General features: G+C 69.6%; 30 protein-coding genes. 16 read left to right on the top strand and 14 right to left on the bottom strand.

Annotated elements, in window-relative coordinates; all coding sequences use genetic code 11:
* Positions 1-185 precede the first annotated feature (185 nt).
* Both mbp1 and ACYVLQ_RS27285 read right to left on the bottom strand, forming a co-directional pair.
* Positions 186-464 carry a microaggregate-binding protein 1 gene (gene mbp1, locus ACYVLQ_RS27290; RefSeq protein ID WP_460700391.1) on the bottom strand — a complete coding sequence of 93 codons (279 nt, stop codon included), beginning with the start codon at positions 462-464 and terminating at the stop codon, positions 186-188.
* A 66-nt stretch (positions 465-530) separates the two neighbouring features.
* Positions 531-1043, bottom strand: coding sequence for a DUF6328 family protein (locus ACYVLQ_RS27285; protein WP_460700390.1), 513 nt, complete (start codon positions 1041-1043; stop codon positions 531-533).
* A 136-nt stretch (positions 1044-1179) separates the two neighbouring features.
* Between ACYVLQ_RS27285 and ACYVLQ_RS27280 the strand changes: the two genes are divergently transcribed.
* Both ACYVLQ_RS27280 and ACYVLQ_RS27275 read left to right on the top strand, forming a co-directional pair.
* Positions 1180-2673: an FAD-dependent oxidoreductase gene (locus ACYVLQ_RS27280; RefSeq protein ID WP_460700389.1), complete on the top strand. Its 1494-nt coding sequence runs from the start codon at positions 1180-1182 to the stop codon at positions 2671-2673.
* A gap of 101 nt (positions 2674-2774) precedes the next feature.
* A complete protein-coding gene (locus ACYVLQ_RS27275; RefSeq protein WP_460700388.1) occupies positions 2775-3119 on the top strand; it encodes a hypothetical protein in 345 nt (114 codons plus the stop codon).
* Between the two features lie 84 nt (positions 3120-3203).
* Here the strand turns inward: ACYVLQ_RS27275 and ACYVLQ_RS27270 are convergent, their stop codons facing one another.
* Entirely contained in the window at positions 3204-3740 is a 537-nt protein-coding gene (locus ACYVLQ_RS27270) for a DUF4142 domain-containing protein (RefSeq protein WP_460700387.1), read from the bottom strand.
* A gap of 472 nt (positions 3741-4212) precedes the next feature.
* Here ACYVLQ_RS27270 and ACYVLQ_RS27265 point away from each other — a divergent pair, with 472 nt between their 5' ends.
* Positions 4213-4464 (top strand): hypothetical protein, encoded by a 252-nt coding sequence (locus ACYVLQ_RS27265; RefSeq protein ID WP_460700386.1) that lies wholly within the window; start codon positions 4213-4215, stop codon positions 4462-4464.
* A gap of 89 nt (positions 4465-4553) precedes the next feature.
* Here the strand turns inward: ACYVLQ_RS27265 and ACYVLQ_RS27260 are convergent, their stop codons facing one another.
* Complete coding sequence (locus ACYVLQ_RS27260) at positions 4554-5444, bottom strand: helix-turn-helix domain-containing protein (RefSeq protein ID WP_460700385.1); 891 nt, start codon at positions 5442-5444, stop codon at positions 4554-4556.
* Between the two features lie 92 nt (positions 5445-5536).
* Positions 5537-5770 carry a DUF397 domain-containing protein gene (locus ACYVLQ_RS27255; RefSeq protein WP_068016995.1) on the bottom strand — a complete coding sequence of 78 codons (234 nt, stop codon included), beginning with the start codon at positions 5768-5770 and terminating at the stop codon, positions 5537-5539.
* 408 nt (positions 5771-6178) lie between these two features.
* Between ACYVLQ_RS27255 and ACYVLQ_RS27250 the strand changes: the two genes are divergently transcribed.
* From ACYVLQ_RS27250 to ACYVLQ_RS27240, 3 genes are all read left to right on the top strand, one after another.
* Positions 6179-6376 carry a hypothetical protein gene (locus ACYVLQ_RS27250; RefSeq protein WP_460700384.1) on the top strand — a complete coding sequence of 66 codons (198 nt, stop codon included), beginning with the start codon at positions 6179-6181 and terminating at the stop codon, positions 6374-6376.
* A 124-nt stretch (positions 6377-6500) separates the two neighbouring features.
* Entirely contained in the window at positions 6501-6782 is a 282-nt protein-coding gene (locus tag ACYVLQ_RS27245) for a hypothetical protein (protein ID WP_460700383.1), read from the top strand.
* A 59-nt stretch (positions 6783-6841) separates the two neighbouring features.
* Positions 6842-7021, top strand: a complete 180-nt coding sequence (locus ACYVLQ_RS27240; protein ID WP_460700382.1) for a hypothetical protein — start codon at positions 6842-6844, stop codon at positions 7019-7021.
* Here ACYVLQ_RS27240 and ACYVLQ_RS27235 read toward each other — a convergent pair.
* Positions 7002-7901: a class I SAM-dependent methyltransferase gene (locus ACYVLQ_RS27235; RefSeq protein ID WP_460700381.1), complete on the bottom strand. Its 900-nt coding sequence runs from the start codon at positions 7899-7901 to the stop codon at positions 7002-7004. The two genes, ACYVLQ_RS27240 and ACYVLQ_RS27235, sit on opposite strands and share 20 nt — an antisense overlap.
* Positions 7902-8033: 132 nt before the next feature.
* Entirely contained in the window at positions 8034-9209 is a 1176-nt protein-coding gene (locus ACYVLQ_RS27230; protein ID WP_460700380.1) for a DUF418 domain-containing protein, read from the bottom strand.
* 118 nt (positions 9210-9327) lie between these two features.
* Here ACYVLQ_RS27230 and ACYVLQ_RS27225 point away from each other — a divergent pair, with 118 nt between their 5' ends.
* On the top strand, positions 9328-10080 hold the full coding sequence (locus ACYVLQ_RS27225; protein ID WP_460700379.1) for a TetR/AcrR family transcriptional regulator: 753 nt from the start codon (positions 9328-9330) through the stop codon (positions 10078-10080).
* A gap of 5 nt (positions 10081-10085) precedes the next feature.
* On the opposite strand, the gene ACYVLQ_RS27220 is transcribed toward ACYVLQ_RS27225, so the two are convergent.
* The gene (locus ACYVLQ_RS27220; protein ID WP_460700378.1) at positions 10086-10370 is read right to left on the bottom strand and encodes a hypothetical protein; all 285 of its coding nucleotides are present in this window, start codon (positions 10368-10370) and stop codon (positions 10086-10088) included.
* Positions 10371-10468: 98 nt separating this feature from the next.
* On the opposite strand from ACYVLQ_RS27220, the gene ACYVLQ_RS27215 reads away from it, so the two are divergent.
* Positions 10469-10825 (top strand): hypothetical protein, encoded by a 357-nt coding sequence (locus ACYVLQ_RS27215; protein WP_460700377.1) that lies wholly within the window; start codon positions 10469-10471, stop codon positions 10823-10825.
* Positions 10826-10860: 35 nt separating this feature from the next.
* Here ACYVLQ_RS27215 and ACYVLQ_RS27210 read toward each other — a convergent pair whose 3' ends face one another.
* The gene (locus tag ACYVLQ_RS27210; RefSeq protein WP_460700376.1) at positions 10861-12285 is read right to left on the bottom strand and encodes an amino acid permease; all 1425 of its coding nucleotides are present in this window, start codon (positions 12283-12285) and stop codon (positions 10861-10863) included.
* A gap of 106 nt (positions 12286-12391) precedes the next feature.
* Here ACYVLQ_RS27210 and ACYVLQ_RS27205 point away from each other — a divergent pair, with 106 nt between their 5' ends.
* Positions 12392-13768 carry an MFS transporter gene (locus ACYVLQ_RS27205; RefSeq protein WP_460700375.1) on the top strand — a complete coding sequence of 459 codons (1377 nt, stop codon included), beginning with the start codon at positions 12392-12394 and terminating at the stop codon, positions 13766-13768.
* On the top strand, positions 13758-14189 hold the full coding sequence (locus ACYVLQ_RS27200) for a MarR family winged helix-turn-helix transcriptional regulator (protein WP_460700374.1): 432 nt from the start codon (positions 13758-13760) through the stop codon (positions 14187-14189). The genes ACYVLQ_RS27205 and ACYVLQ_RS27200 overlap by 11 nt, the downstream gene beginning before the upstream one ends.
* Before the next feature lie 9 nt (positions 14190-14198).
* On the opposite strand, the gene ACYVLQ_RS27195 is transcribed toward ACYVLQ_RS27200, so the two are convergent.
* Complete coding sequence (locus ACYVLQ_RS27195) at positions 14199-14699, bottom strand: gluconokinase (RefSeq protein WP_460700373.1); 501 nt, start codon at positions 14697-14699, stop codon at positions 14199-14201.
* 119 nt (positions 14700-14818) lie between these two features.
* Between ACYVLQ_RS27195 and ACYVLQ_RS27190 the strand changes: the two genes are divergently transcribed.
* On the top strand, positions 14819-15304 hold the full coding sequence (locus tag ACYVLQ_RS27190) for a universal stress protein (protein WP_460700372.1): 486 nt from the start codon (positions 14819-14821) through the stop codon (positions 15302-15304).
* A 94-nt stretch (positions 15305-15398) separates the two neighbouring features.
* Positions 15399-16925, top strand: coding sequence for a DoxX family membrane protein (locus ACYVLQ_RS27185; RefSeq protein WP_460700371.1), 1527 nt, complete (start codon positions 15399-15401; stop codon positions 16923-16925).
* Between the two features lie 90 nt (positions 16926-17015).
* Here ACYVLQ_RS27185 and ACYVLQ_RS27180 read toward each other — a convergent pair whose 3' ends face one another.
* Positions 17016-17495, bottom strand: a complete 480-nt coding sequence (locus ACYVLQ_RS27180; RefSeq protein WP_460700370.1) for a nitroreductase family deazaflavin-dependent oxidoreductase — start codon at positions 17493-17495, stop codon at positions 17016-17018.
* Positions 17496-17675: 180 nt separating this feature from the next.
* Here ACYVLQ_RS27180 and ACYVLQ_RS27175 point away from each other — a divergent pair, with 180 nt between their 5' ends.
* From ACYVLQ_RS27175 to ACYVLQ_RS27165, 3 genes are all read left to right on the top strand, one after another.
* Entirely contained in the window at positions 17676-18086 is a 411-nt protein-coding gene (locus ACYVLQ_RS27175; protein WP_460700369.1) for a hypothetical protein, read from the top strand.
* A gap of 16 nt (positions 18087-18102) precedes the next feature.
* The gene (locus ACYVLQ_RS27170; RefSeq protein ID WP_460700368.1) at positions 18103-18258 is read left to right on the top strand and encodes a DUF6131 family protein; all 156 of its coding nucleotides are present in this window, start codon (positions 18103-18105) and stop codon (positions 18256-18258) included.
* A gap of 163 nt (positions 18259-18421) precedes the next feature.
* Entirely contained in the window at positions 18422-19162 is a 741-nt protein-coding gene (locus tag ACYVLQ_RS27165) for a serine hydrolase (RefSeq protein ID WP_460700367.1), read from the top strand.
* Positions 19163-19179: 17 nt separating this feature from the next.
* On the opposite strand, the gene ACYVLQ_RS27160 is transcribed toward ACYVLQ_RS27165, so the two are convergent.
* Positions 19180-19992 (bottom strand): amidohydrolase family protein, encoded by an 813-nt coding sequence (locus tag ACYVLQ_RS27160; protein WP_460700366.1) that lies wholly within the window; start codon positions 19990-19992, stop codon positions 19180-19182.
* An 18-nt stretch (positions 19993-20010) separates the two neighbouring features.
* The gene (locus ACYVLQ_RS27155) at positions 20011-20610 is read right to left on the bottom strand and encodes a TetR/AcrR family transcriptional regulator (protein WP_460700365.1); all 600 of its coding nucleotides are present in this window, start codon (positions 20608-20610) and stop codon (positions 20011-20013) included.
* Positions 20611-20706: 96 nt separating this feature from the next.
* On the opposite strand from ACYVLQ_RS27155, the gene ACYVLQ_RS27150 reads away from it, so the two are divergent.
* The gene (locus tag ACYVLQ_RS27150) at positions 20707-21492 is read left to right on the top strand and encodes an alpha/beta fold hydrolase (RefSeq protein WP_460700364.1); all 786 of its coding nucleotides are present in this window, start codon (positions 20707-20709) and stop codon (positions 21490-21492) included.
* Here the strand turns inward: ACYVLQ_RS27150 and ACYVLQ_RS27145 are convergent.
* A complete protein-coding gene (locus ACYVLQ_RS27145; RefSeq protein ID WP_460700363.1) occupies positions 21479-23545 on the bottom strand; it encodes a neutral/alkaline ceramidase in 2067 nt (688 codons plus the stop codon). The genes ACYVLQ_RS27150 and ACYVLQ_RS27145 overlap by 14 nt on opposite strands.
* Positions 23546-23958: the final 413 nt, after the last annotated feature.

Genomic DNA, 23958 nt, shown 5'->3' with positions numbered 1-23958 from the left:
CGGCGGTTGTGCTCGGCGCACGCCGCGAATCCGGGCACGGGCCTGTTCCGGCGGTACCCGCGGCGCCGCCGCTCACACGCTGCCCGCCGGGAAACACGCGGGTGCCCGGCCGCCGAGCCGCGCCGAACGGACCGGTTGCCCGGCAGATGTGCCGGGCAACCGGGTTTCTCACGGATATCGAGGGGTCAGTTGTCACGCTGGTACGCGCGCTGGCGCTCCTCGTCGAGTTCGGCCTTGGTCCGCTCCTTCTCGGCCTGGGCCTCCCGCTTGGCGGCCTCGCGCTCGGAGTCGGCCCGGTCCTGCTGGGCGCGGCCCTCCTCGCGCAGCGAGTCGTTGTCGAAGACCGCTCCGGCGGTCTCCTTCGCCTTTCCCTTGGCGCCCTCGACGACGCCCTCGATGCCCTCTCGGACGCCACTCTTCTCGTGCTCGGTCATGACATTCACCTCCAGAATGTCGTTCATCATGGGCACTCCGGTGCTACCCGGGCATCTTCAGTCGAAACACACTGCGCCCCAGTGTGATTCATACCATCATTCGTCACGGGGGGACGACATGCGGCGCTGCCGCCAGGGATGCGCGACCCAGACCACGAGGAACAGCGCGGCGAAGGCGGTCCCCGCGACCGCCCCCGCCACCGGACCCGCCACGAATGCGAAGATCAGCACGATGACGCCGGTCAGCGCGAGACCCAGCAGAGCCATGCCGATGATCGCGAACCGGTGCGCGTCGGCCACGGCCCGCGCCAGCCGATGTCGGCGAAACAGCATGCGGTGCGCCGACACCGGCGCCACCAGGAACACCGTCGCGGCGACCGAGGTGGCCGCGGTCGCCAGGTACAACCACCGCAGCGGCGTCGACACCTCCTCGAACCGCTCCTGGAAAGGCACGGTCAGCAGCAGGCCGGTCAGCAGTTGTACACCGGTCTGCACGACGCGGGTCTCCTGGATCAGGGTGGCCCACTGCCGGTCGAGCCGCTGCGCCTCGGTCTCGTGCCGCGCCTGCCAGTTCCACGTCCCGCCGCCCTCCGCCGGATCGCCGGTCATGACGGCGACTTCGTCCGCATTTGTCGTTCCCTTCCTCATCGCGTTGATCGCGTACCCGCCCCGCGCGCATTCAATCGGCAACCGCGGCGCCGCCCACGCCGACGTTTCGGTGCCGCGATCCCGGCTACCCGAATGCATGACGTCCATCTGGCTGCACCCTCCGCGTCCCCCTGCCCATCCACCGCTCACCCCGGGTCACCGCTACGACGTGGTCGTTGTCGGCGGCGGGCTGACCGGTCTGGTCACCGCGCTGCTGCTCGCGGAACAAGGGGTGGAGGTGGCGGTGCTGGAAGCCCGCCGCCTCGGTGCGGTGACCACCGGGCACACCACCGGGAAGGTGAGCCTGCTGCAGGGCACCCGCGCGAGCGCGATCGCTCGCAGGCACGGCATCGCGGCGCTGCGCGACTACCTCGCCGCGAATCGCGAGGGACAGCGGTGGCTGCTGCGCTACTGCGCCGAGCACGACATCCCCGTGCAGCGCGAGGCGGCGGTCACCTATGTCCAGTCCGGCGACGACACCGAGTTGGTCCGCGCGGAGCTGTCCGCCACCCGTAAGGCCGGGCTGCCCACGTATTTCGTCGACGACCTCGACGTGCCGTTCCCGAACCACGGCGCCGTGCGGCTGGACGACCAGGCCCAGTTGGACGCGATCGCCGTGATCGATGCGCTCGACGCCGACCTCGACGCCCGCGGTGTGCCGATCTTCGAGGGCACCCGGGTGCACGGCGCTCGCGCGGGCGGCGATCAGATGCTGCACACCGATCAGGGCGACGTGGCGGCGCACACCGTCGTATTGGCCACCGGCACACCGATTCTGGACCGCGGCGGCTTCTTCGCCCGGGTCGCCGCGCAGCGCTCCTACGCCGCCGCCTTCCAAGTCTCCGAGCCGCTGCCGAGCGGGATGTACCTGAGTGCCGACGCGCCCGTGCGCTCGCTGCGCTACCTCCCCGGCGAGCAGGGCGATCTGCTCCTGGTCGGCGGCAGCGGCCACGAGGTCGGCCGCACTCGCTCGGCCCGCGCGCACGCCGACGAGGTCATCAGCTGGACCCGATCCTGGTTCCCGAGCGCCGAACCGCTGTATCGCTGGTCGGCCCAGGACTACCGGCCGACCGCCCAGCTGCCCTACGCCGGACCGATACGCCCCGGCGACCACCGCGTTCTGGTGGCGACCGGATACGCCAAGTGGGGCCTGGCCAATGCCGTCGCCGCGGCGCACGTGCTGGCCGCCGACCTCGGGGGCAAGCGTCCCCCCTGGGCGTCCGCCTTCGCCACATGGAATCCCCGCGAACTCGCCGCGCTGCCGACCCTGTTGCGCGACAACGGCGCGGTGGGAGCGCGGCTGACGGCGGGCTGGGCCGGTGCCCTCGCGCCGCGCCGGGGCATCTCGGACCCGCCGCCCGAGGGCGGCGGCCGGGTCGAGCGCCGCGGCTGGTCGCCGACCGCCGTCAGCACGGTCGACGGACGCACCTGCCGCATCTCCGCGGTCTGCCCACATCTGGGCGGCATCCTCGCCTGGAACGACGCCGAACACACCTGGGACTGCCCGCTGCACGGCTCCCGATTCGCCGCCGACGGCACCCTGCTCGAGGGCCCCGCCACCCATGCGGCCGCCACCACCGGCGGCGATTGAGCCGAGTGTCACCGGGTAGACCCGGAATGTGGTTCGGACCCATCCGGCGGCGACGTGCTGCCCGCGAGTCCGCACAGCATGAGCCAGGAAGGACAGCGCTGATGTCCGGTACATCCAAACATCCGACCGATCCCACGTTCTCCGACCTGCCCGGCGCGGGTCGCCGCCGCCGCTACTCTCCCGACACCCGGCGCACCAGCCGCTCCCGCGCCGGGGAGTCCGTCGCCGACGCTCGCAACTGGCCGGGCATGGTCCTGGTCGCCGTGGGATTGGTCGCGCTGGCCGCGACGCTCACCGCCGCCGGATACGGATTCATCGGGTGGACCGTGGTCGGCGCCGTGGTCACCGTCGCCTGTCTCGTGGCGGGCGGGGTCCTCATCGCGGCCGAGCATCGCCGCATCCGGTCGCGCGACGGCGACCGGCTACCCGATCCCGGCGGCCATTGATCGGCGCGTCCGCGGACGATCGGTCGTCCCGCCCGCGGTCGACCGCCCGCCGGGTCACCGGCGGGCGGTCGGGCAACAGCGCGCTCAGCACTCGGCCAGCGCCTCCCGCACCTCCTCCAGATGCTCCTCGATGAGCGGCGCGGACTGCTCCGCCACGCCCCGGACGTCCGGGGACTGCCCCGCGGCCAGTTCGCGCTCGGCGTTCTGCAGCGCGGCGGTATGCCCCCGTTCCTGCGCCTGCAGCCACGCGATATCGAAGTCGCGCCCGGACTTCGGGGCCGTGCCGAGGAACGTCTGTGCCTGATCGGCGGTCGGTAGCACCGGCAGCGCGACCCCGTTGCGGGCGGCCACCGAGGTCACCATCCCGTCGAGGCGCGCGTGGTCGGCGACCAGCGTCGGCGCCAGCTCCTGCACCTCCCGACACGACGCCATCGCGCTCGCCCGGCTCCCCATAGCGATCTCGGCCAGATGTGACTGGTGCGCGGCCATCAGAAACTCCCGGTCCACCAGCGTCGCCGCAGGTTGCGCACCTGCCACGCCCGCGGCACCGGATCCCAGCACCAGTACCGACGCGCCCGTGGCCAGTACCCGTCGCAGCGGTATCCGTCGCAGCGTTCGCATGCTTCCTCCTTTTGTCGAAACGGGCTCCCCTGCTTCGCGATTGCCCGAGATCGACACGCCTACGCGCGGCAGCGCCACGTCGAAACAAACTTTCTCCCACCGCGTTCGCAGACCCTTCGCACGCCCGCAAATACCTGGAACCGGACACCAAGATCGACACCGCGGGTGTCTCGGGCCGCGCCGACGCGACCATCTCCGCTATCCAGCTCACGTGCGGTGGCATGTCCGATCATCCCGATCGGATCGTCCGAGCAATCCGATCCGGTCGGCAGCAACGAATAGCAACTACCTAGCACCCGAAATACACTCTGCGACTGCGTATTCGATGTTGCAGATGTACTTGCATCTGCTCGCTACACCGACCTAAACTCACTGTGCAAGGCAGTACAGGGGACTACCAGTTAGCCGTTGGGCGACCCCGAGGTAAAGAAAATTGCCTCGGATTACCCTCGGCCTGGCGTCAGGGGCTCGAATGAACCAGCCAATGGGTCTCGGTCGGCTCGGACTTATGGATAGGGACCGGCCTGAGCAGCATATCTACTCGCGGGAAACCGCGACGCGTTTCGTCATCGATGCGGTCGAAGCCACGGGCGCGGCCACTCGCGACGACTTCGATATCGACCGCATCGTCGCCACCGCACATGCCTTGGTGAACGATTGGGATTTCGACTCGATGCAACCGGAAGCCTTCTGGCGCATCGCGTCCAGCTGTATCCGGCAATGACACGGCAGCGGCCGCGCGTGGCCTACGGAGGCGATCCATGCCGAGCGACCGTCTGCCCACGCTGACGGTCGCCTCATCATCGGCCGCGATTACCTCAGCTCCGCGACCGCGTCCTTCAGCGCCGTGCGTGAGCGCCCCGGCGCCTCGGCCTGCACGCTGAGCCGGTCCATCACCTGCCGGTACAGCTCCAGATCCTGCTGCCGGTCCAGATACAGCGCACTGGTCAGCTGTTCCATATAGACGATATCGGGCAGTTCCTGTTCCGCGAAGCGGAGCATCGTGAACGAACTACCGGCGGCGGCATGGCCGCCCGCGGAGTACGTCAGCACCTGAATCGTCACGTTCGGGCGGGCCGACATCTCGATCAGGTGCTCGATCTGCGCCCGCAGCACGTCCTTACCGCCGATGGGCCGGTGCAGCACGGCCTCGTCGATCACGGCCCACAGCGTCGGACCGCCGCGGCGCTCGAGGATCTCCTGCCGACGCTTGCGCAGCTCGACCCGCCGCGCCGACTCGGAGTTCTCGTGGCCGAGCGCCACCACGGCGCGCATGTACTCCTCGGTCTGCAGCAGACCGGGAACCAGCTGCGCCTCAAAGGTTCTGATCGACTTCGCGGCGTGCTCGAGCCCGAGGTAGGTCTCGAACCACGACGGAAGAAGGTCGCTGTAACGATGCCACCAGCCCGGCTGGTTCGCCTGCCGGACCAGCTCCAGGAACATCTCACGCTGATCGGGATCCACGACGCCGTACAGCGTCAGCAGATCCCGAATGTCGCGTTCCTTGAATCCGGTGCGCCCGAGTTCGAGCCGACTGATCTTGGCATGCGAACCACGGATGTGCTCGCCCGCGCCCTCGCGGGTGATACCCGCGTCCTCGCGGAGTTTGCGGAGTTGCCCGCCGACCGCGATCCGAAGCGCAGTCGGACCACGGTCGGCTACAAGGGATTCCGCGTGGCCGATCCGAGCGGGTTCTGCGATCATGAGTCCTACTCCGATGTTCGACGATCACCGGCAGTGGGGTCTCGACCGCAATTCGTGGCGAACCACACCGCGCCGAACGCTAATGCTACCGCTCAGCCCGCCAAATCGTCGAACTCCCCACTCTTCGCGCCGCGCAGGAAAGCGTCGATCTCCGGGCGGGTGTAGACCAGCACCGCGCCCTCGGGGTCGCGCGAGTTGCGCACGGCAATCAGTCCGTTGGCCAGATTGGCCACTTCGACGCAGTTTCCGCTCGGGTTGCTGAACGAGCTCTTCCGCCAACTCAGTTCAGACGGGCGACCAACACCCATCGCAGTCGTATCGGTCATGGCTGTCTCCCTGCTAGATGTGTCGGCCCCGTCGCCAGGACGACGGGCCGGTGTTTGCATATGTTCGCGCAAATGTTCTTACAGTTGAAACCGACACTCAGACGATAGCACGCCAGTTGCCGGTGATCGACCCCTCCGATGTATCGGAACCATAAGAGCGCCAACACCTTTGATCTTGACCCGTCATCCACGCCCGTCGACGGGAAATGGGCGAAGCTTTCCATCCGACCGGTCTGTTCTGTCCGACACCCCGGTCTACGCCCGTGCAGATGTACTTGCATCTGCACAATGCAGCGGCCTAAACTCGGCCTCGACGAGAAATGGCCGGAGAGCGCCGGATCGTTCGGAAGCCCCGCGCCGCCACGTCGCGCTAGACGACGACCCTCCGCGAACGGCGTAAGGCATCTCATGAACCAGCTTCTGCAGTACTCCGGTACCCGCGCACCCGCAGCCGGCTCGGATGACTCCGACGACTGCGCCGACGAACCTCACGGCCTCAGTTACCCGCGGGCTCGCACGATTCTGCGCGCGCACGACCGCCATGTCGGCTGCCGCCAGTGGATCGCCGCGGCGGCCTTCCTCTCCGCGGGCCTCGACGACGAGTAGCCCCGGCCGTCAAGCCCGCTGAACGCCAAAGGTGCGGGCGGGCAAGGGGTTCGTGCCGTCCGCGGCCTCGATCCGGGTTCTACCATGGAGGGGGACGACTGCCGTCGCGCGGAACGAGCGCATCATGATCCTCCAAACCGCACACGAGATAATCCTGGCTCAGGTCATGAACCCGACGCCGGAGACGCCTCCGGCCGCGGACAAGATCCTGAAGCTGGTCCGATACTTCACATGGTTCGTCCTACTGTCCGGCACCACGGCCATCATCTACGCCGGTGGCAAGTTCGGCTGGGAGAAGTGGAGCGGCGGAAAGCTGGAATCGCCGAAGATGGTCGCGGGGGCACTGATCGGCGGGGTCCTGGCGACCAGCGCCGGAACGATAATGAATTCGATTCTGGGACAGTAGCTTTCGCCGCCACGGTGCGTGCCGACCTGCGCTGTCAGTTCCGCTCGGTCACACAGGCGATGACCGAGCCGGACCACGCGCCGATGGCGGTATTCCATGCCCGCCAGGCCCAGGCGGCGTCTCGGAGCGTGGGCCTGGTGGGCGACCTGGAACTGACCGACGCGCCGTGCGGCGAGGCGGCCGTGGCGATCGCCCTCGGCATCGTCGAACGCGCCGAGATCAGGGGCGAACCGCGGTAACCAGACTGACCAGTGTCGATACCAGCGCGCCCGACTGTTCCGGGCCAGGCGCCGGACGGCCGTGTGCGCGCAGGTAATCCGGGACGTCGATGCGCTCGGCGGTCCAGCCGCGCGCGGTGAACCAGGCGGCGGCCTCGCTGCGCGGCTCGTTGTAGATCAGCCGGAGCCACTCGCTGCCCGCGTTGTCCGCCTCGTCGGAATGCTCGGCCAGCGCGGCGGCTGCCTCCTCGGGCAGGGTCTGTATCTGCTCGATGGCCACCCGGCTGCCCGGCGCGCTCAGCGACGCGATCGCCTCGAACAACTGCTCCACGGCGGCCGCGGGCAGGTAGATGAGCAGCCCCTCGGCGAGCCACGCCGTGGGCGCCGACGGATCGAATCCGCTGTCGCGCAGTGCCCGCGGCCAGTCCTCGCGCAGGTCGACCGGCACTTCGCGCCGATCGGTGCGCGGCTTGTCGCCGTTGTCCGCCAGCACGTTCCGCTTGAACTCCAGCACCTGCGGTCGATCGAGCTCGTAGACGACGGTGCCGTCCGGCCACGGCAGGCGATAGGCGCGGGCATCCAGCCCGGCGGCCAGGATCACCACCTGCCGCACCTCGGCGGCCGTCGCGTCACGGAAGTAGTCATCGAAGTACTTGGTGCGGGCGACCTGGAATTCCTGGAAGTCCCGGCCGAACTCGGTCGCGGTGAGCGGATGCCCGGGCGCCTCCCCGTCGAGTAATGCCGACCATTCGTCTCCGGCGGCACGTAGAAAATCCTCGGCGAACGGATCTTCCGCCAGGGCCTGCTCGTCGTCGCCGCCCAGCGCTCGCGCCGCGGCGACGAACAGCGCGGTCGACCCGACCCCGGTCGTGATATCCCAGGCATCTCCCTCGGTACGCATGATCGACAACCTACCTGGCCCGCGCCGCGCGAGCATCCGGACATCGCCCAGGCTCGCCACGCAATCCCGGGACACGGCAGCGGCTTTGATCGACGGTAGCGGCGAACGAAGTCCTACCGGCGCGCCGCGGCGCTAGGCCGAGACGACGGGCGTTCGGTCGCGCAGCGCGGGACGATGGCCGATGGTGATCCAGCGCAGCACCCACTCGGCCGGACCGTAGCGGAAGCGGCGCAGCCAGAGCGCGCTGAGCGCCAGTTGCCCGCAGAAGATCGCGAACGCCAGCGCCAACAGCCCCGCCGGGGATACCGAACCCGCTGCGCCCAAGCCGATTCCGGTGAATATGAGCAGGCCGAAGACCGACTGCGCGAGATAGTTCGTCAGGGCGATCCGACCGGCCGGGGCCAGCGCCCGCCGCAGCACCGCGCCGCGCGGGTGGTGCATCACCCGCAGCAGGGTCGCCACGTACGCCGCCGACAGCAGCGGCGCACTCGCGATCCCCGCCGCCGAGGCGAGGGTGTTCGCCGGGCCGCCGCCGAGCGCGTACACCAGGCCGCCGATCGATCCCAGCGAGAACCCGGCGCACTGGATCCGGCGCAGCACCGCCTCGTCGCCGCGCACGCGGTCCAGCAGTCCGCGTCGTCCGGCGACCATGCCGAGCAGGAACATCGCCAGCGCGGTCGGCCCCTGCAGGGACAGCGACTGCGCCACCAGCAGGGGCAGCCCCGACAGGTTGTGGCCGATGACGTCGGACCATCCGCCCACCATCGCCTGCGTCTGCTCGGCCGCGTTGGCGCGCGCCGCGTCGGCCGACGGCAGGAACGACGAGGTGTCGACGAGGAGCCCGGCGGCCGCGGTGCACACGACGACGACGCCGAAGATCCAGCAGGCGATCCGGAGCGCCGTGCGGTCACCGACGCCCCGCAGCGCCAGCAGGATCAGGCATGCGACGGCATAGGTGGCGAGGATGTCGCCGCCGTAGATGAATACGATGTGCAACACCCCGAACGCGAACAGCCCGGCGATGCGTCGCAGCATGCGTGGCCGGAAGGTCGCCCCGGCCCGCGCGGCCGCGGCCATCTGCAGGGTGAAGCTGTAACCGAACAGGAACGAGAACAGCAAGTAGAACTTCATGCTCGCCAGCGCTTCGATCGCGCCGCGCACCGCCTCGTCCAATGCGCCGGAGTAGGCCGGATCGTCGACCAGATTGCCGGGATAACCCGAGGCCATGAAGGTGATGTTCACAACGAAGATGCCGAGCAGCGCGAACCCGCGCAGCGCATCGACATCCTGAATGCGCTGATGAGCCATTGATTTCCTCTCACAGGACCGGCGCGCGGCAATTACTATCTCATGGATACTTTCCATCGGATACTATATCGAATACGCGGTAGCTGCCAAGATGGATTTCGATGCGAGGAGATCAGCGGTGAGCGAGCAGGCGGTCCCGGCCGAACTGGCGCGACTGTGGCGCCTGCCCGCGCCGCAGCGCCAGGGGCGCCCGCCGGTCCTGGATGTGGATCAGGTCGTCACGGCCGCGATCGACCTGGCCGACCGCAGCGGGCTCACGGCCGTGACGCTCGAAAAGGTCGCGCAGACACTGGGTTTCACCAAGATGGCGCTCTACCGTCACGTCGGCTCGAAGGAGCAGCTACTGGAGCTGATGGCCGACGAGGCCATCGGCGCGCCCCCCGATATCCGCCGCACGCCCCGGCAGTGGCGGGCCGCACTCACCGAATGCGCGCTCGCCCTGCGTGAGCGCTACACCCGCCGCGGCTGGCTGTTGCACGTGCCGATCTCCGGACCGCCGCAGGGCCCCAACATGATCGGCTGGATGGAGGTGCAGCTGCGCGCGCTGCGCGGCGCCGATCTGGACGGGTCCACCAAGCTCGGCCTGCTGATGCCGCTCGGCGGATACGTGCGCCAGGCCTGCCTGACCGAGCAGCAGATGCTGGCGTCCCGCGGCGGGCGCGAGCAGGCCGACGTCGAGCACGAGTACGGCGCCGCACTCGCCCGGCTGATCGATGCGGAACGCTTTCCGGAGGCCGCGAAACTGTTCGCCGCCAACCCTTTTCCGGAGTCGGTCGAGCCGGACCACGACATGGCGGCCGCGGATTTCCGCTTCGGGCTGGATATCGTTCTCGACGGCATCGGGGCGGCGCTCGCTCGCGGCCGCCGGTGAGCCGGTCAGGACGTCGGCGGCAGCAGCGGTGGCGTGAAAACCTCCTCGAGCGGCGTCGGCCCGGTGTAGCGCCGACAGTTGCAGCCGACCCACGCGCGCAGCCCGTGCCCGGTCTTGCGGAATATCTCGGCATGGCAGTTGCCGGACTCCCGGTCGTGCAGCGCCAGATCATGACCGCACCCGCAGCGTGCGGACGAATTGGCCGGGCGCCTGCCGCGAGTTATCCGGCCGCAGGCCCAGCCGACAGCGAGCAGCCCGCCGCCGACGGCGAGGCTGAGGGGATCGAACATGGGAACAGTATACGTATACGCATAGAGATTCGTCACCGGAGAATCGTGGATGTGTCGCCCCGCGCGGGGTATCACCAAGCGGTGAGGAGGTGATACCGATGATCGACGACGTCGAGAAGCGCTGGCACGACCCCGACATGTTCCGCCGGGCCGCCGCCTACGTCGCCGGCGTGCTCGCGATCGCCGTGCTGGTCGGCGCGGCGGTCTCGATCTGGGCCGGTCGCCGTGAAGCATGCGCGGCCGCGGCGAGCAACTTCTGCGATACCGCCTCCCGCGCAACGATTCTCGCGGCGCCCGGCACGGTCTTGACGATAGGGACGGTGGGCGCCTTCATCGCCACGTACCACGTGTGGAAACAGCACCGCGCCTGGCCGATCTGGCAGGGAGCGGGCTGGTTCCTGATGACGGTGACCCTGGCCTTCCTGGCCCTGGGTGCGACGGTGGCCGGAGGCTGAATCGCCACCGGCCACCGCTGCGTCCAATTGCGTTATCAGGCGGCGCTTGCCGTGTCGCGACGGTGCACGAGCTTGTTCACGATCGGGTATCCCACGCAGACGAGCACCGCCCAGACCGCGCCGACGATGAGCGCGGTGCGGCCGCTGTCGGTGAAGAACAGCAGTACCACGACCAAGCCGAGGAGCCCGAGGGCGAGCGCGGTCGTGACCGGTGCGCCGGGCAGCCGGTAGTCGCTGGCCGGAAGTTCCCCGCGCCGGACTTTGGCCCGATACAGGAAGTGGCAGACCAGGATCATGCCCCACACGAAGATGATGCCCATGGTGGATACCGAGGTGATGTAGGCGAACGCCTTGTCCGGGGAGATCACGTTCACGATCACGCCGATCACCATCATCGCCGCCGACACCACGATCCCGGCGTAGGGTACCTGCCGTTTACTCAGACCCGACAGCGACGCGGGGGCCTCCTCGCGCAGCGACAGGCTGCGCAGCATCCGCCCGGTGGAGTAGATGCCGGAATTGCACGACGACAACGCCGCGGTCAGCAGCACGAAGTTGATCAGACCGGCCGCGCCCGGAATGCCGATCTGCGCGAACACCTCCACGAACGGACTACGGCCCTCGCGGAATTCGGTCCAGCTCACCACCGACATGATGATGATCAGCGCGCCCACATAGAACAGGCCGATGCGCAACGGCAGGGTGTTGATCGCCTTCCGCAAGGTCTTGCGAGGGTTCTCGGCCTCGCCCGCGGTCACGCCCACCAATTCCACACCCACATAGGCGAACACCACGATCTGCAATGCCAGCATCGCCTGCCCGAACCCGTTCGGGAACACCCCGCCGTGCTCCCACAGGTTGGTGACGGTGGAGTGGTCGGTGTGCCCGAATCCGAAGGCCAGCACGCCGATTCCGATCGCGATCATGGCCACGATCGCGGTCACCTTGATCGCGGAGAACCAGAACTCGCCCTCACCGAAGATCCTCACCGAGATCAAGTTCGCCGCGAACAGGACACCGAGCACCACCAGCGCCGTCAACCACTCCGGCACCGCGAACCAGTACTTCACGTACTTGCCCGCCACGGTGATCTCGGCCATGCAGGTCGCCACCCACACCGCCCAATAGGTCCACCCGGTCACGAAACCGGCGAAGCGGCCCAGGAATTCGTTGGCGTACTCGGCGAAGCTGCCCGACACCGGGCGGTAGGTCAGCAACTCGCCGAGCGCCCGCATGATCACGAAGATCGCGAGCCCGGCGGCCAGGTAGCACAGGATCAGCGCGGGCCCCGCCTGCTCGATGGCGCCGCCCGCGCCGTAGAACAAGCCGGTGCCGATCGCGCCGCCGATAGCGATCATCTGGATAGTGCGCGGGTTCAGGCCACGCTTGTAGCCCTCTTCCTCACCCGCGGTCGCGAGAGGTGGCGCGCTCGGCGCCGCCGTATTGCGGTCGGTCGTCATGACCGGCACGCTACCGCGACCTTGTTAACGGTGTTTTGCCGCCATCGTGACTCACCGCACAGGCGCGGGGGTTGTCAGAAGATAGTTGTAAATCCACAATCATTGTGTGCTTACAACTACCGCGGGGTTGAGCGCACGCCGGAAGACCATCGTGCTGGTGACGTGTTGCCTGAGCCTGCTGATCTCGTCCATGGACGCGACGATCGTCAACGTCGCGATCCCCACCATTCGCCTCGATATGGACGCCTCGCTGTCGCGGCTGCAGTGGATCGTCGACATCTACACCCTCACCCTCGCCAGCCTGCTGATGCTGTCGGGCGCGGCCGCGGACCGGTTCGGGCGCAAGCGGGTGTTCCGCATCGGGCTGGCCACCTTCGCCGCCGGATCGCTGCTGTGCAGCCTGGCGCCCAGCATCGAGGTGCTGATCGGGGCGCGATTCGTGCAGGCGCTCGGCGGGTCCATGCTCAACCCGGTGGCGATGTCGATCATCACCACCGTCTTCACCGGCCGGGTCGAGCGGGCCCGCGCGATCGGGGTGTGGGGCGCGGTCGTCGGCATCTCGACCGCGCTCGGCCCGATGGTCGGCGGCGGATTGATCGATACGCTGGGCTGGCAGTCGGTGTTCTGGATCAACCTTCCGATCTGCGCGATCGCGTTCGTGCTGACCACGATCTTCGTGCCGGAGACGAAATCGCGCACGATGCGCGGGATCGACGGGGTCGGGCAGGCACTGGCCATCGTCGTCATGTTCACGCTCGTCTTCGGGCTGATCGAGCGGCAGCCGCTGGTGTTCGCGGTGACGGCGGTCGCCCTGGCGGCGTTCGTATTCCACGAGTGGCGGCATCCGTCGCCGTTCATCGATCTGCGGTTCTTCCACAGCGTGCCGTTCAGCTCGGCCACTGTGATCGCGGTGTGCGCGTTCGCCGGGCTGGGCGCCTTCCTGTTCAGCGCGTCACTGTATCTGCAGGACACGCGGCACTATTCGGCGGTGCACACCGGGCTGCTGTACCTGCCGATGGCGATCGGCATGCTGATCTTCTCGCCGCTGTCGGGACGGCTGGTCGGGCGGTACGGCACGCGGCCCTCCCTGCTCGCGGCCGGGACGTTCATGACGGCCGCCGCGATCCTGCTGACGGGCCTGCGCGCCGACACCGCCGTATGGGAGCTGATCATCATGTTCGCGGTGTTCGGCATCGGGTTCGGCATGGTGAACGCGCCCATCACCACCGCGGCCGTGAGCGGGATGCCGACCGACCGCGCGGGGGCCGCCGCGGCGCTGGCCTCCACCAGTCGCCAGGTCGGCGTCAGCATCGGTGTGGCATTGGGTGGCCTGCTGACCGGCGCGAGCCTGTGGTGGGTGCTGGCCGCGCTCGCCGCGAGCATCGCCGTCCTCGGCGTCGCCGCCAACACCGCGTGGGCCGAGCGGTCCCGCGACCGGGTCGCCCCATTGCTCGAACAGAAGGTCCTCGCCAGTGTCGGATAGCCACCCGCCGGACGCACCGACCGCCGACGAGGTCTGGCGGCTGCTCACCCACATCGCGTGGGAGACGCGCGATCAGTGGAAGCGGGCGGTCGTCGCGCGAACCGGCATGCCGTTCAGCAGGATTCGGGTGCTGCGCCGGTTGCGCCAGGGGCCGATGACGGTGAAGGAGCTGGCGCACGCCGCCACCATGGACGCGCCCGCGACCACCGTCAATGTCAACGACCTCGAGGAGCGCGGCCTGGTGGTGCGCGAGATCGATCCGGCGGACCGCCGCTCGAAGCTGGTGTCGATCACCGATGCCGGGCGCGCGGTCCTGGCCACCGCCCTGGCGACGCCGGATCCCGCACCGGAGTCCCTGAGCACCCTCTCCCCCACCGACCTGTGCAGCCTGCGGGACCTGCTGCGCAAGCTCGAGCACTGAGCGAGCCGGTTATTCCTGCTGATCCAAGGCCGTCAGCACCTGGTGCACCAGGTCCGCCATGTCGGCGCATCCGTCGACGGTCATCCCGTCCTCGTCGGGGCCCAGCGGCTGCCGGATGGCCAGTTGCGAATCCAGCATCTGGACCCGCATGAAATGCCCACTCCGCGTGGTCAACCGACGCTCCAACTCCGCACGCGGCACCTCCAGGTCGACGAAGAACACGCCGGGAGCCGCGGCTCGCAGCCGGTCCCTGTACACGTGTTTCAGCGCCGAACAGCCCGTCACGCCGCCGACGTGCCGTGCCAGCCAGGCGCCGACCGCATCGAGCCAGGGCCACCGATCGTCATCGTCGAGCGGGATCCCCGCCGACATCTTGGCGACGTTGGCCGCCGGGTGGAATTCGTCGCCGTCGGCGTACTCGACGCCCAGCGCCGCGGCCAAGCGCCCGCCGACGGTCGTCTTACCGGCGCCTGACACGCCCATCACGACGATTGATCGCTTGTCGACCATGCGCCCGACACTAGCCCCGCCGAGCCGGGGCACGCTCGGCTACCGGCGGGTTCAGGACCGTGACGCACCGCCGCGATCAGGTCTGGGGCCGGGCGCCGGCCTCCTCTAGGCTCGACAGGGTGGCGGAGGAGAAGACACCGGAGTGGGCGCCCAGCGCGGCGTCCGGCTTCGAACTGGGCACCGACGGACCCGATGTGATCATGGTCGGCATCGACGGATCCGACGCCTCGTGGCGCGCCGCCGCCTATGCCGCCGGTCTCGCACGGCGCCAGAGCGCGCTGCTGGCAATGGTTTACGTGCAACCGTGGATGGCGATGGCGGGCGCCTACGGCGCCGATGTGCAGGGCGTCACCGCGGAGATGGCCGACGATCTGGCCCGGCAGATTCAGGAGCACGCCGAACGCGTCCGCGACGTCTACGCGACGCGCTGGAAATTTCTCACCCGGCGCGGCGACCCGTATACCGGATTGGCCAGTGCGGCAGACGAACTCAAGGCGGACGCAGTGGTAGTCGGAGCATCGGAGAAGGCGGGGCACCGGCTCGTGGGCTCGGTCGCGGTGCGGCTGGTGAAGGCCGGGCGCTGGCCGGTCACCGTCGTGCCCTGAGCCCGACCGCGGCGAGTTTCCACCGGCCCGTCCGCGTTTGACCGGCCCAACTGCGGGAACCCGCCGGAACAGTCTCGAGGAAAGGGTTCTCGTCATGATCATTCGCCGACTCGCCCGCCCGCTGTTGGCCACCACCTTCGTCGTCGACGGGGTCGATACGCTGATGCACCCCGAGCCGCGAACCAAGGTCGCGGCGACACTGGTGGCGCGCGGCGAGCAGAAACTGTCACCACAGCTGGCCGCGAAGCTGCCCGGCGATCCGGGACAGATGGTGCGCGTCAATGCCGCGGCCCAGGTCGGGGCCGGAGTGCTGCTGGCGATCGGCCGGGTGCCGCGGCTGTCCGCGCTGGTGCTGGCGGCGACGGTCATCCCCGCCACCGCGACCGAACAGGATTTCTGGAACGAGTCCGATCCGGACCGCCGCGCCACCAAGCGCGTCGCGTTCCTCAAGGACCTCGGGCTGCTGGGCGGGCTGATGATCGCCGCGGCCGACACCGAGGGCAGGCCGTCGCTCGGCTGGCGCGGCCGCCGCGCCGCCCACCGCGCCGCCACCGCCCTACCACTCGGCTCCGGCGAGGCATGGCGAGACCGCCTGCAGCAGCAGGCCGTCCACGGCCGCGACCTGGCCCTGGCCGCCGCCGCCAGGACCGCCGAAGCCGCCCAGGACCGCGGCACGGACCTCGCGGAGACGGCCCAGCACCGCGCCGCCGAACTGGCGCAGACGGCCCAGCAGCACGGAGCGGAACTGGCCGCGGCCGCCCAGCATCGCACCGAGAGACTGGCCGACCGCGCCAGGCACCGTGGCAGCGAACTAGCCGAGGCGGCAGAGCACCGCGGCGCCGACTGGGCCGAGAAGGCCAGGCACCTCGGCGCGGATGCCGTCGAGACCGCGCAGCATCGCGCCGAGGAACTCGCCGAACGAACGAAGCACCGCGGTGGCGCAGTGGCCGAAACGGCGGCGCAGCGCGGGGGTGAGTGGGCCGAGCGGGCCAAGCGCCGCGGGGCCGATCTCGCGGAGACGGCGCAGCATCGAGGCGGCGAATATGCCGATCTCGCAAGGGAACACGGGAATGAGCTGGCCGCGGCGGCGCGCCGCGGGGGCGGCCGGCTGAATCGGACTCGGACGCGGGGCGGCGGCACGGACTGGGCCGCGAAAGCCGAACGGCGCCGGGCCGAACTGACGCGGACCGCGCAGCGCCGGGGCGGTCACGCCGAACGGCGCCGGGCCGAACTCGCCGCCGCCGGTCGGCATCGGGGCCAGCACCTCGCGGAGACCGCGCGCAAACGCGGCGCCGAACTGCTGGAGACCGCGCAGGATCGCGGTTCCGAACTATTGGAAGTGGCACAGGATCGCGGTTCCGAGTGGGCCGGGGCGGCCCAGGAGCAGGGCGCGGATCTCACCGCCCGCACCCGGCGCCGCAGTCGCAAGCTGGCCCGCCGCGCCCGTCAGCGCAGCCGAGAACTCGCGGACGCCAACCGCGACCGCGCCTGGACCCTCGCCGCCGAAGCCTCCGAACGCGCCGCCGACCTGGCCGACCGCGCCAAGGAACGCAGCACCGACCTGGCGCACCGCGCCGAGGCCCACCGCTCCCCCCGCCGCCGCTTCCTCCGCCGCCGTTAACGCGCGATTCCCGCACCCGTCGCCCGTTCCCGCACCCGTCGCAAGTGATGGAAAGCGTGCGGGAAGGGCCACGGGGTGCGGGAATCGCGACTAGACGCGGGTGAGTTCGAAGAGGCGGAAGGGGCGGCCGGTGGCCAGGCGCTGTTCCATGGTGTAGCCGGGCCAGTAGGCGACCGCGCGGTGCCAGGCGCGGTCGCGTTCCGAGCCGGTGAGGCGGCGCACGTGAACCTTGAAACGTTCTCCGCCACTGTGGATTTCGGCGTGGTCGGCGGCGGCGAGGTTGGCCGACCAGGCCGGATGTTCAGGGCGTCCCCAGTTCGATCCGACCAGGAGATAGCTGCCGGGCCCGTCGGGGACGTACAGCAGCGAGACCGTGCGCGGCAGGCCGGTCTTGCGCCCCGGCACGGTCAGCTCGATCGAGGGCAGTCCGGCCAGGTCCAGCACGCCGCGACGTCCGCGGCTGAGCCTGCGCACGATGCGTTCCACGACGGCGACGGCGGGCGCGGCCCGCATCACCGCTGGGCGGCGTGCGATGGCGCGCCCCACGACGGGCAATGGGTTCCTCGGCACCCTTTCACCGTATAGGCATACGGTTTCGGGTCGGCCGCCCGGGCGTCACCGCGCGGCAATCCCGAACTCGCGGAGGACGTCCGGCGTCTCGCTCCCGACTCGCGGTCCCCGCCAAGCCGTTTGAACCGCATCGCCGGGGGCATTGCCACAACACACCATCCGACAACGTTTGGGATTGTCATGATTGTTCTCATCGGACTGATCGTGCTCATCGCCGCGGTCGCCATCGGCGTCGCCGCGGTATCCGCCAATCTCGGCGACGGTCATCTGCTGTCGCCCGAGTTCACCGTGTTCGACCAATCGTTCGCGGGCTCGCAGGGCGAACTCTTCGCGGCCGGGGCCGCTGTCGGCGCGGCCGGAATGCTCGGCCTCGCACTGGCACTGTCCGGCGCGCTCACCGCCGCCCGGCGTAATGCCAAGGTGCGCAAGGAGCTTCGCCGATCACGCCGCGACGCCGCCGCCCCGCGCGGCACCGAACCGATGCGCCGATCGGCCTCCGAGCGTCCCGCCCGGTCGTTGGCACGGCTGTTCCGGCGGCCGCCGACCGCGGGCACCCCGCACACCAGCCCGCACGCCCGATCACACGGCTGACAGAACAGGTGGAACCATGATCATCCTCGGAATCCTGCTGATCATCGCGGGATACCTGCTGAGCATCCCGATCCTCACCACCATCGGCATCGTCCTGGCCGTCGTGGGCGCGGTGCTGGTGCTGCTGGGTGGGGTCGGCCGCCCCGTCGGGGGCCGACGCCACTACTTCTGACCGACCTCCGCCATGAGGAACTCCGCCGAACCCCCGCACGCCGCCGGGCGGGCCATGGCGAGCCATCTCGAGGCTGCACTGCGGGCGAGCGTGGAATCGTATATTTGTCCGGAATGCGGCAATTCGTAAAGAACCTCACCGCGGCCGTCGATAGGCTGTGAGCATGCTGTCGATCTGCGCAGTCCGGCACGGCCAGGATCCGTTCTACGCGATCAATGCCGACGCCACCCACGATGCGGCGAGCACGGTGAAGGCGGCGGTGCTGGCGGCGTTGTATCGCAGCGGTACGGACCTCGATGTCGCGGTGCCCGTGCACGATCGGTTCGCCTCGCGGGTCCCGGGGCGGTGGTTTCACATCCGCCCGGACGACGACAGCGATCCGATTCCGTGGCGGCGCATCGGCGGCCGGGCGACGGTGCGCTGGCTGGCCGAGCGGATGATCACGCACTCGTCGAATCTCGCCGCCAATCTCTGTGTCGAACGCATCGGCCTGGAGCGGGTCACCCGGATGTGGCACGACATGGGCATGTCCGGCGCCCGGATGACCCGACTGCCCGAAGACGATCCCGCCCGCGAGGCCGGAGCCACCAATCAGGTGACGGCCGCGGGTCTGGCGCGGCTGCTCTTGGCGCTGCGTCCCGAGGAGCTGACGGTGCTGGAGCGCAACGCCTTTCGCGACGACCTGCCGGCCGGCCTGCCCGCGGGCGCCCGCATCGCCGTCAAGAACAGCTGGGGGCGCCGCCTACGACATAGCGGCGCGCTCGTCTTCCCTCCCGACGCCCCGCCGTACGCTCTGGCCGTCTGCTACACAGGCCCGCTCGCGAACGGTCGGGCAGTCGGCGACCCCGCCGCCCGCCTGCTGGCTCGCGTGTCCACGCAGGTCTGGTCGCGGCGTCGGTACTGAGCGCCTCTGATCAGACTCTACAAGCGAAATACCCTGCGCGCGTTGCCTTCCAGATACAGCGCCCGCACCTCGTCGTCGAGGCCGAGCTGGTCGAGCCCGTCGAGGGCGTGGCCCGGCGTGATCATGGGGAAGTTCGACCCGAACAGCACCCGGTGGCGGCCGGTGCCCGTCCGCAGATACGAAACCAGTTCCGGCGGTAGCCGTTCGGTGGTGTAGGCGGAGGTGTCGATCACCACATTCTCATGTTTGCGCGTGACCGCGATCATCTCCTCCGTCCAGGGGTAGCCGACGTGCCCGCACACAATGGTCAGTTCCGGGAAGTCCAGCGCCACCCGGTCGATATACGGTATCGGCCGCCCGGTCTCCGACGGCCGCAGCGGACCGGTGTGCCCGACCTGGGTGCAGAACGGGACCCCGAGTTCGACGCACTCGGCGAACAGCGGGTAGAAACGCCGATCCGTGGGCGGGGTCTCCCACAACCACGGCAGCACCCGCAATCCCTTGAAACCCTCGTCGCGCACCCGGCGGCGCAGCTCGCGTACGGCCTCCATGGGCCTGCGCAGGTCGACCGAGGCGATCCCCGCCAGCCGATCCGGCGCGGCCGACACGCACCGCGCCACCTCGTCGTTCGAGATCAGCGCACCCTCCGGCGCGTGCCAGGCGGTGATGAGCGCCCGGTCCACTCCCCCGGCGTCCATGGCGTCGAGGGTCACCGACAGCGGAATCGGCCCGGTGGGTATCGTGCCGCCGGTCCAGCGACGTAGCGCCGCGAACATATCCTGCGCCAGGAATTCGGCGGTCGGATGCTGAGCCCAGACGTCGATCGTCATGGCGCGCACTCCCTTTCGTTACACGGCTTGCAAACCTGCCCACGCCGCCGCGCCGAGCGACGCGGCGAAACCGGTGGGACGCTTCCTGACCCGCCCCGCGAGCCACAGCTTCGCCGTCTCGTGCGCGGGCGCGAAGGCGATGGCGTACAGCAGATTCGGGTCCACGGCCTCGGACAGCACACCGGACATCTGCTGTTCGCGGAGCCAGGCGCGCAGGCGACGGCCGAACTCCCGATTGATCCGACGCAGCGGCTCGCGACCGCGCGCGCTCGCGGCCACGGTGTCGCGGTGGGCGATCACCAGACGCGCCGCACGCGACTGCTCCTCGTACCACCGCAGTTCGTAGGCCACGAGGGCCTTGACCGCCGACGCCGCATCGGCTCGGGCCTCCAGTGTCTCGAGGACACCGGCCTGGAAGCCCGCGAGCGCGTCCACCACCAGCACCGCCAGGACGCCGTCCTTCGCGCCGAAGTGGTGATAGAGGGATCCGTTGCTCACCCCGGACGCCGCGGTCAGCTCCGCGATCGACACCGTGGCGTAGCCGCGGACGTCGAAAAGCTCCGCCGCCGTGGACAATACGGCGTCACGCGCATCGGAACGGGTCGATGGTGTGCTCATTAGAGCATCACTCTAGAACGTCGCTCCAGGAGCGCGCAAGGACCCGTGTCCCGGGGCGGCCCGCACGACGGGGCGGCGGCGGGAGAGAATCGACCCGTGAGCGCATCACCGTTGATCCTGCTGCACGGCGTCGCCATGTCCGGACGTGTGTGGGACGGCCTCGTCCCCGCCCTGGCTCGCCACCATCACGTCATCGCACCCACGCTGCTCGGCCATCGCGGCGGGACGCCCCCTCCGCACCGCCCGGTGGACATCGGCGATCTCGTCGACGACATCGAGCGACGCATGGACGAACGGGGCTGGGAGACCGCCCACATCGCGGGTAACTCGCTCGGCGGGTGGATGGCGATCGAACTCGCGCGTCGTGGCCGGGCGCGCAGCGTCTGCGCCCTCTCCCCCGCGGGTTTCTGGACCGCGGGCGAAGCCAACCACAGCGGCGGGACATCGATCATCGCCCGACTCGCGACGATCACCCGGCTCACGCGCCCGCTCGCGCCGCTCGGCCTGCGTTCGGCTGCCGTGCGCCGCACCGCGTTTCGTGACATCTGCGTGCACGGCGACCGGCTGACCACACGCCAGGCCCTCGGCATCGCCGACGATCTGCTGGCCTGCCCGATACTCGGCGACATGCTCGACACCGGATCCGAGATCGCGCCGCTGGACCCGCTGCCGTGCCCGGTGACGCTGGCCTGGGCGGTCGCCGACCGCCTGTTGCCGATCTCCGTGAACGGCGCCGTAGCACGAGACAGGCTGCCGCGGGCGCGGTTCGAGATTCTCGGCGGCGCCGGTCACGTGCCGATGATCGACGCGCCGCGGCGGGTGGTGCGCGCGATCCTCGACACCACCGGCGCGCTGCGGGACGGCAGTCTCAGCCGACCGTGAATTCGGCCGAGGTACCGGTGAACCGCGCGATGCGCCCGTCCACGTCCCTGCTGTCACCGGTGTACTCGATGCGGTAGCGCCCGGATTCGGCGTGCTCGGGCACCGTCCACCGGATCTCGACCACCGAGCCCGCGGGCTGCCCGTCCGGGCGGGCCCAGTGCAGTTCGGTGCACCAGTCGTTATCGTCGAATTCCCGACGCCAGCCACCGCCCGCGCTGCGCCGCACCTCGAAATAGGTTCCGCCGGTGTGGAAATCGTTGTTGGGCTGGGCTCCGACGAACCTCACCGAAACGGTCTGTCCCGCTGCGTAGTTCGGTTCCGGCTGGGTCAGGACGTCACCGAATGCCCGCCCGGGAGCGGGTGCGTCCGGAGGCACCGCGGGCAGCAGGTTCGGCTGCGCCCCGGAGGTCCAGTCCAAGGGCGCCGGGCCCCGGCCGAGGTCGACACGCGCCGCCAAAGCCCGTGCCAGACGGTCGAATTCCTGCATATACGCCGACAGCGTCCAGCGGCCGTACAGCGTCTCGCCGCCTTCGTACTGCTGTGAGACGTACTCCTCGGGCGTGGTCACGTATCCGTTGTAACCGTTGGCGTAGCCCTGCAGCAGCACGTTCTCCACCGGTACCGACAGCGCCCCGGCGACGATCCGCCGGATTCGCAGTCCCGACACCACGGTGTACTCCGCGGGGCCGGAGGCGAGCACCAGGTCGCCGATGCGCATGATCTGGATCGGCACCACCAGCGGCACCCACGGTCGCGGCGGCAGGATTCCCAGCGGTGCGACGATCATCTTGGGCGCCTGGGCATCCCGCATCCACTGCTCGATCGGCGCGTCCACGCCGCCGAGCGCGCCCACCACCGGATTCGTGTCGCCCTCCCGCAGGAAGGGCAGTTGGGTCTTCCAGTTGTCCTCGGAACTGGTGGCCGCGGCCGCCGTCCCCATCATCGCCGGGGAGGTGCGGGCGGGTTTGCCGTCTGGGGTGTAGGCGCCGTCGATCGCGGTGTCGCCCATGTCCACATAGCGCAGCACGGCGTCGACGCCGCCGCTGCCCATCGGGCGCGCCGACGCGAAAGCCGCACGCCCGGCCCGATATTGGCGCTCGCCGATGAGCGCGCAGTTGGCGCGGTTGTCGTCGGTCGGACCGGACGGATGCCACGGCGTGAGGTTCAGATTGGGCGTCATATCTCCCGCGTTGGTCTGCGCGAACGCCGCCACGAAGCTCGGCGGGCCGTCCAGGTGCCGCACCCCCATCTCGTCGTGCTCCCAGCGGTAGCTGGCGTAGCCCTTGTTGTCGACCGAGATCAGCGTGTTGTGGTCGGTGAGCGAGGTGCCGTGGGTGGCGAACCAGGTGATCGCGCCGACGTCCCTGCCGCCCTGGCGCAGTCGCAGCACCGTCACCTGCGGGTCGATGGCGTTGGGCAGTTCCGCCCTGTCGTCGGCGGGGTTCAGCTCGAAGGCCGCCCGCGAGCGATTGGCGCTGGCGTCGTGCAGTTCGCCGTGGCCCAGTAGGACGGTGCCGGGCGCCAGCCGCTCGTGCGCGGCCGCGATCGCCGCGACGATCCCGTTCACCTCGGCGTCGTGCGAGTTCTGCTGAAAGCCGTAGGCGGCAAGGGAATACGCGTACTCGCGCGCGGTGCCGCCGCAGGAGTTGTGGTTGTGCGTGGCGTTGAGGTTCACATTGCGCTCGGTGTAGAGCGTGCCGAACCGCTGCGCCAGTCGCCGCAGCACCGCGAGGTGGACCGACTGGAACAGGCAGGCGATATCGGCGTTGACGAATACCACCCGGTCACCGGTCGCCCGGTCGACCACGATGTAGGCGCGGGCCCAGCAGCGCATGAGCAATCCGGTGGCCACCTGGTCCAGCTCCGAATACCCCATCATGCCCTGGCCCGCGACCGCGCCGGTCACATCGGCCATGCCGCAGCCGATCAGATAGCCCTGGCCGTCACCCGCGTGGGAGACCGGTTGCGCCGCAGCGGGATTCCCGCCCGCCGCGCCCGCGGCGAATGTGGCGGCCGCGGCACCGGCCAGCATGGATCGCCGGGAAACCGCCACGGCCGCTCCTTCGGTCCCGGGGCACAAGCGGCTACCGATCGGTAGCGAGCCCGTCGCCCACGCTGAATGCATCGTTCACGGAAGCGTACTGGACAATCGTCCAGCTTGCTGGCAGCACGCGGTAAGTATCGGCCTCACCGGCACCGATACCTACACAACACGCCCGACCCCGCACCCCAAAAGCAGGTCCGGCCAGGTACACCGACCACTTCCTCGCTCCCACTCCACCTCATTCCGGCGCCGCTCTCCCCCTTCGCCCCGGGCGCCGCTCTCCCCCGTCACCCCGGGCGCCGCTCTCCCCCTTCACTCCGGGCGCCGCTCTCCCCCTTCACTCCGGCATCGCTCTCCCACGTCACTCCGGCACCGCTCTCCCCGTCACTGCGGCACCGTCTCCCCCCGTCACCCCGGCACCG

Source organism: Nocardia thraciensis (assembly GCF_054782435.1).
The sequence above is the reverse complement of the archived record's forward strand: the minus strand, read 5'-3'. Positions and strand labels throughout refer to the sequence as shown.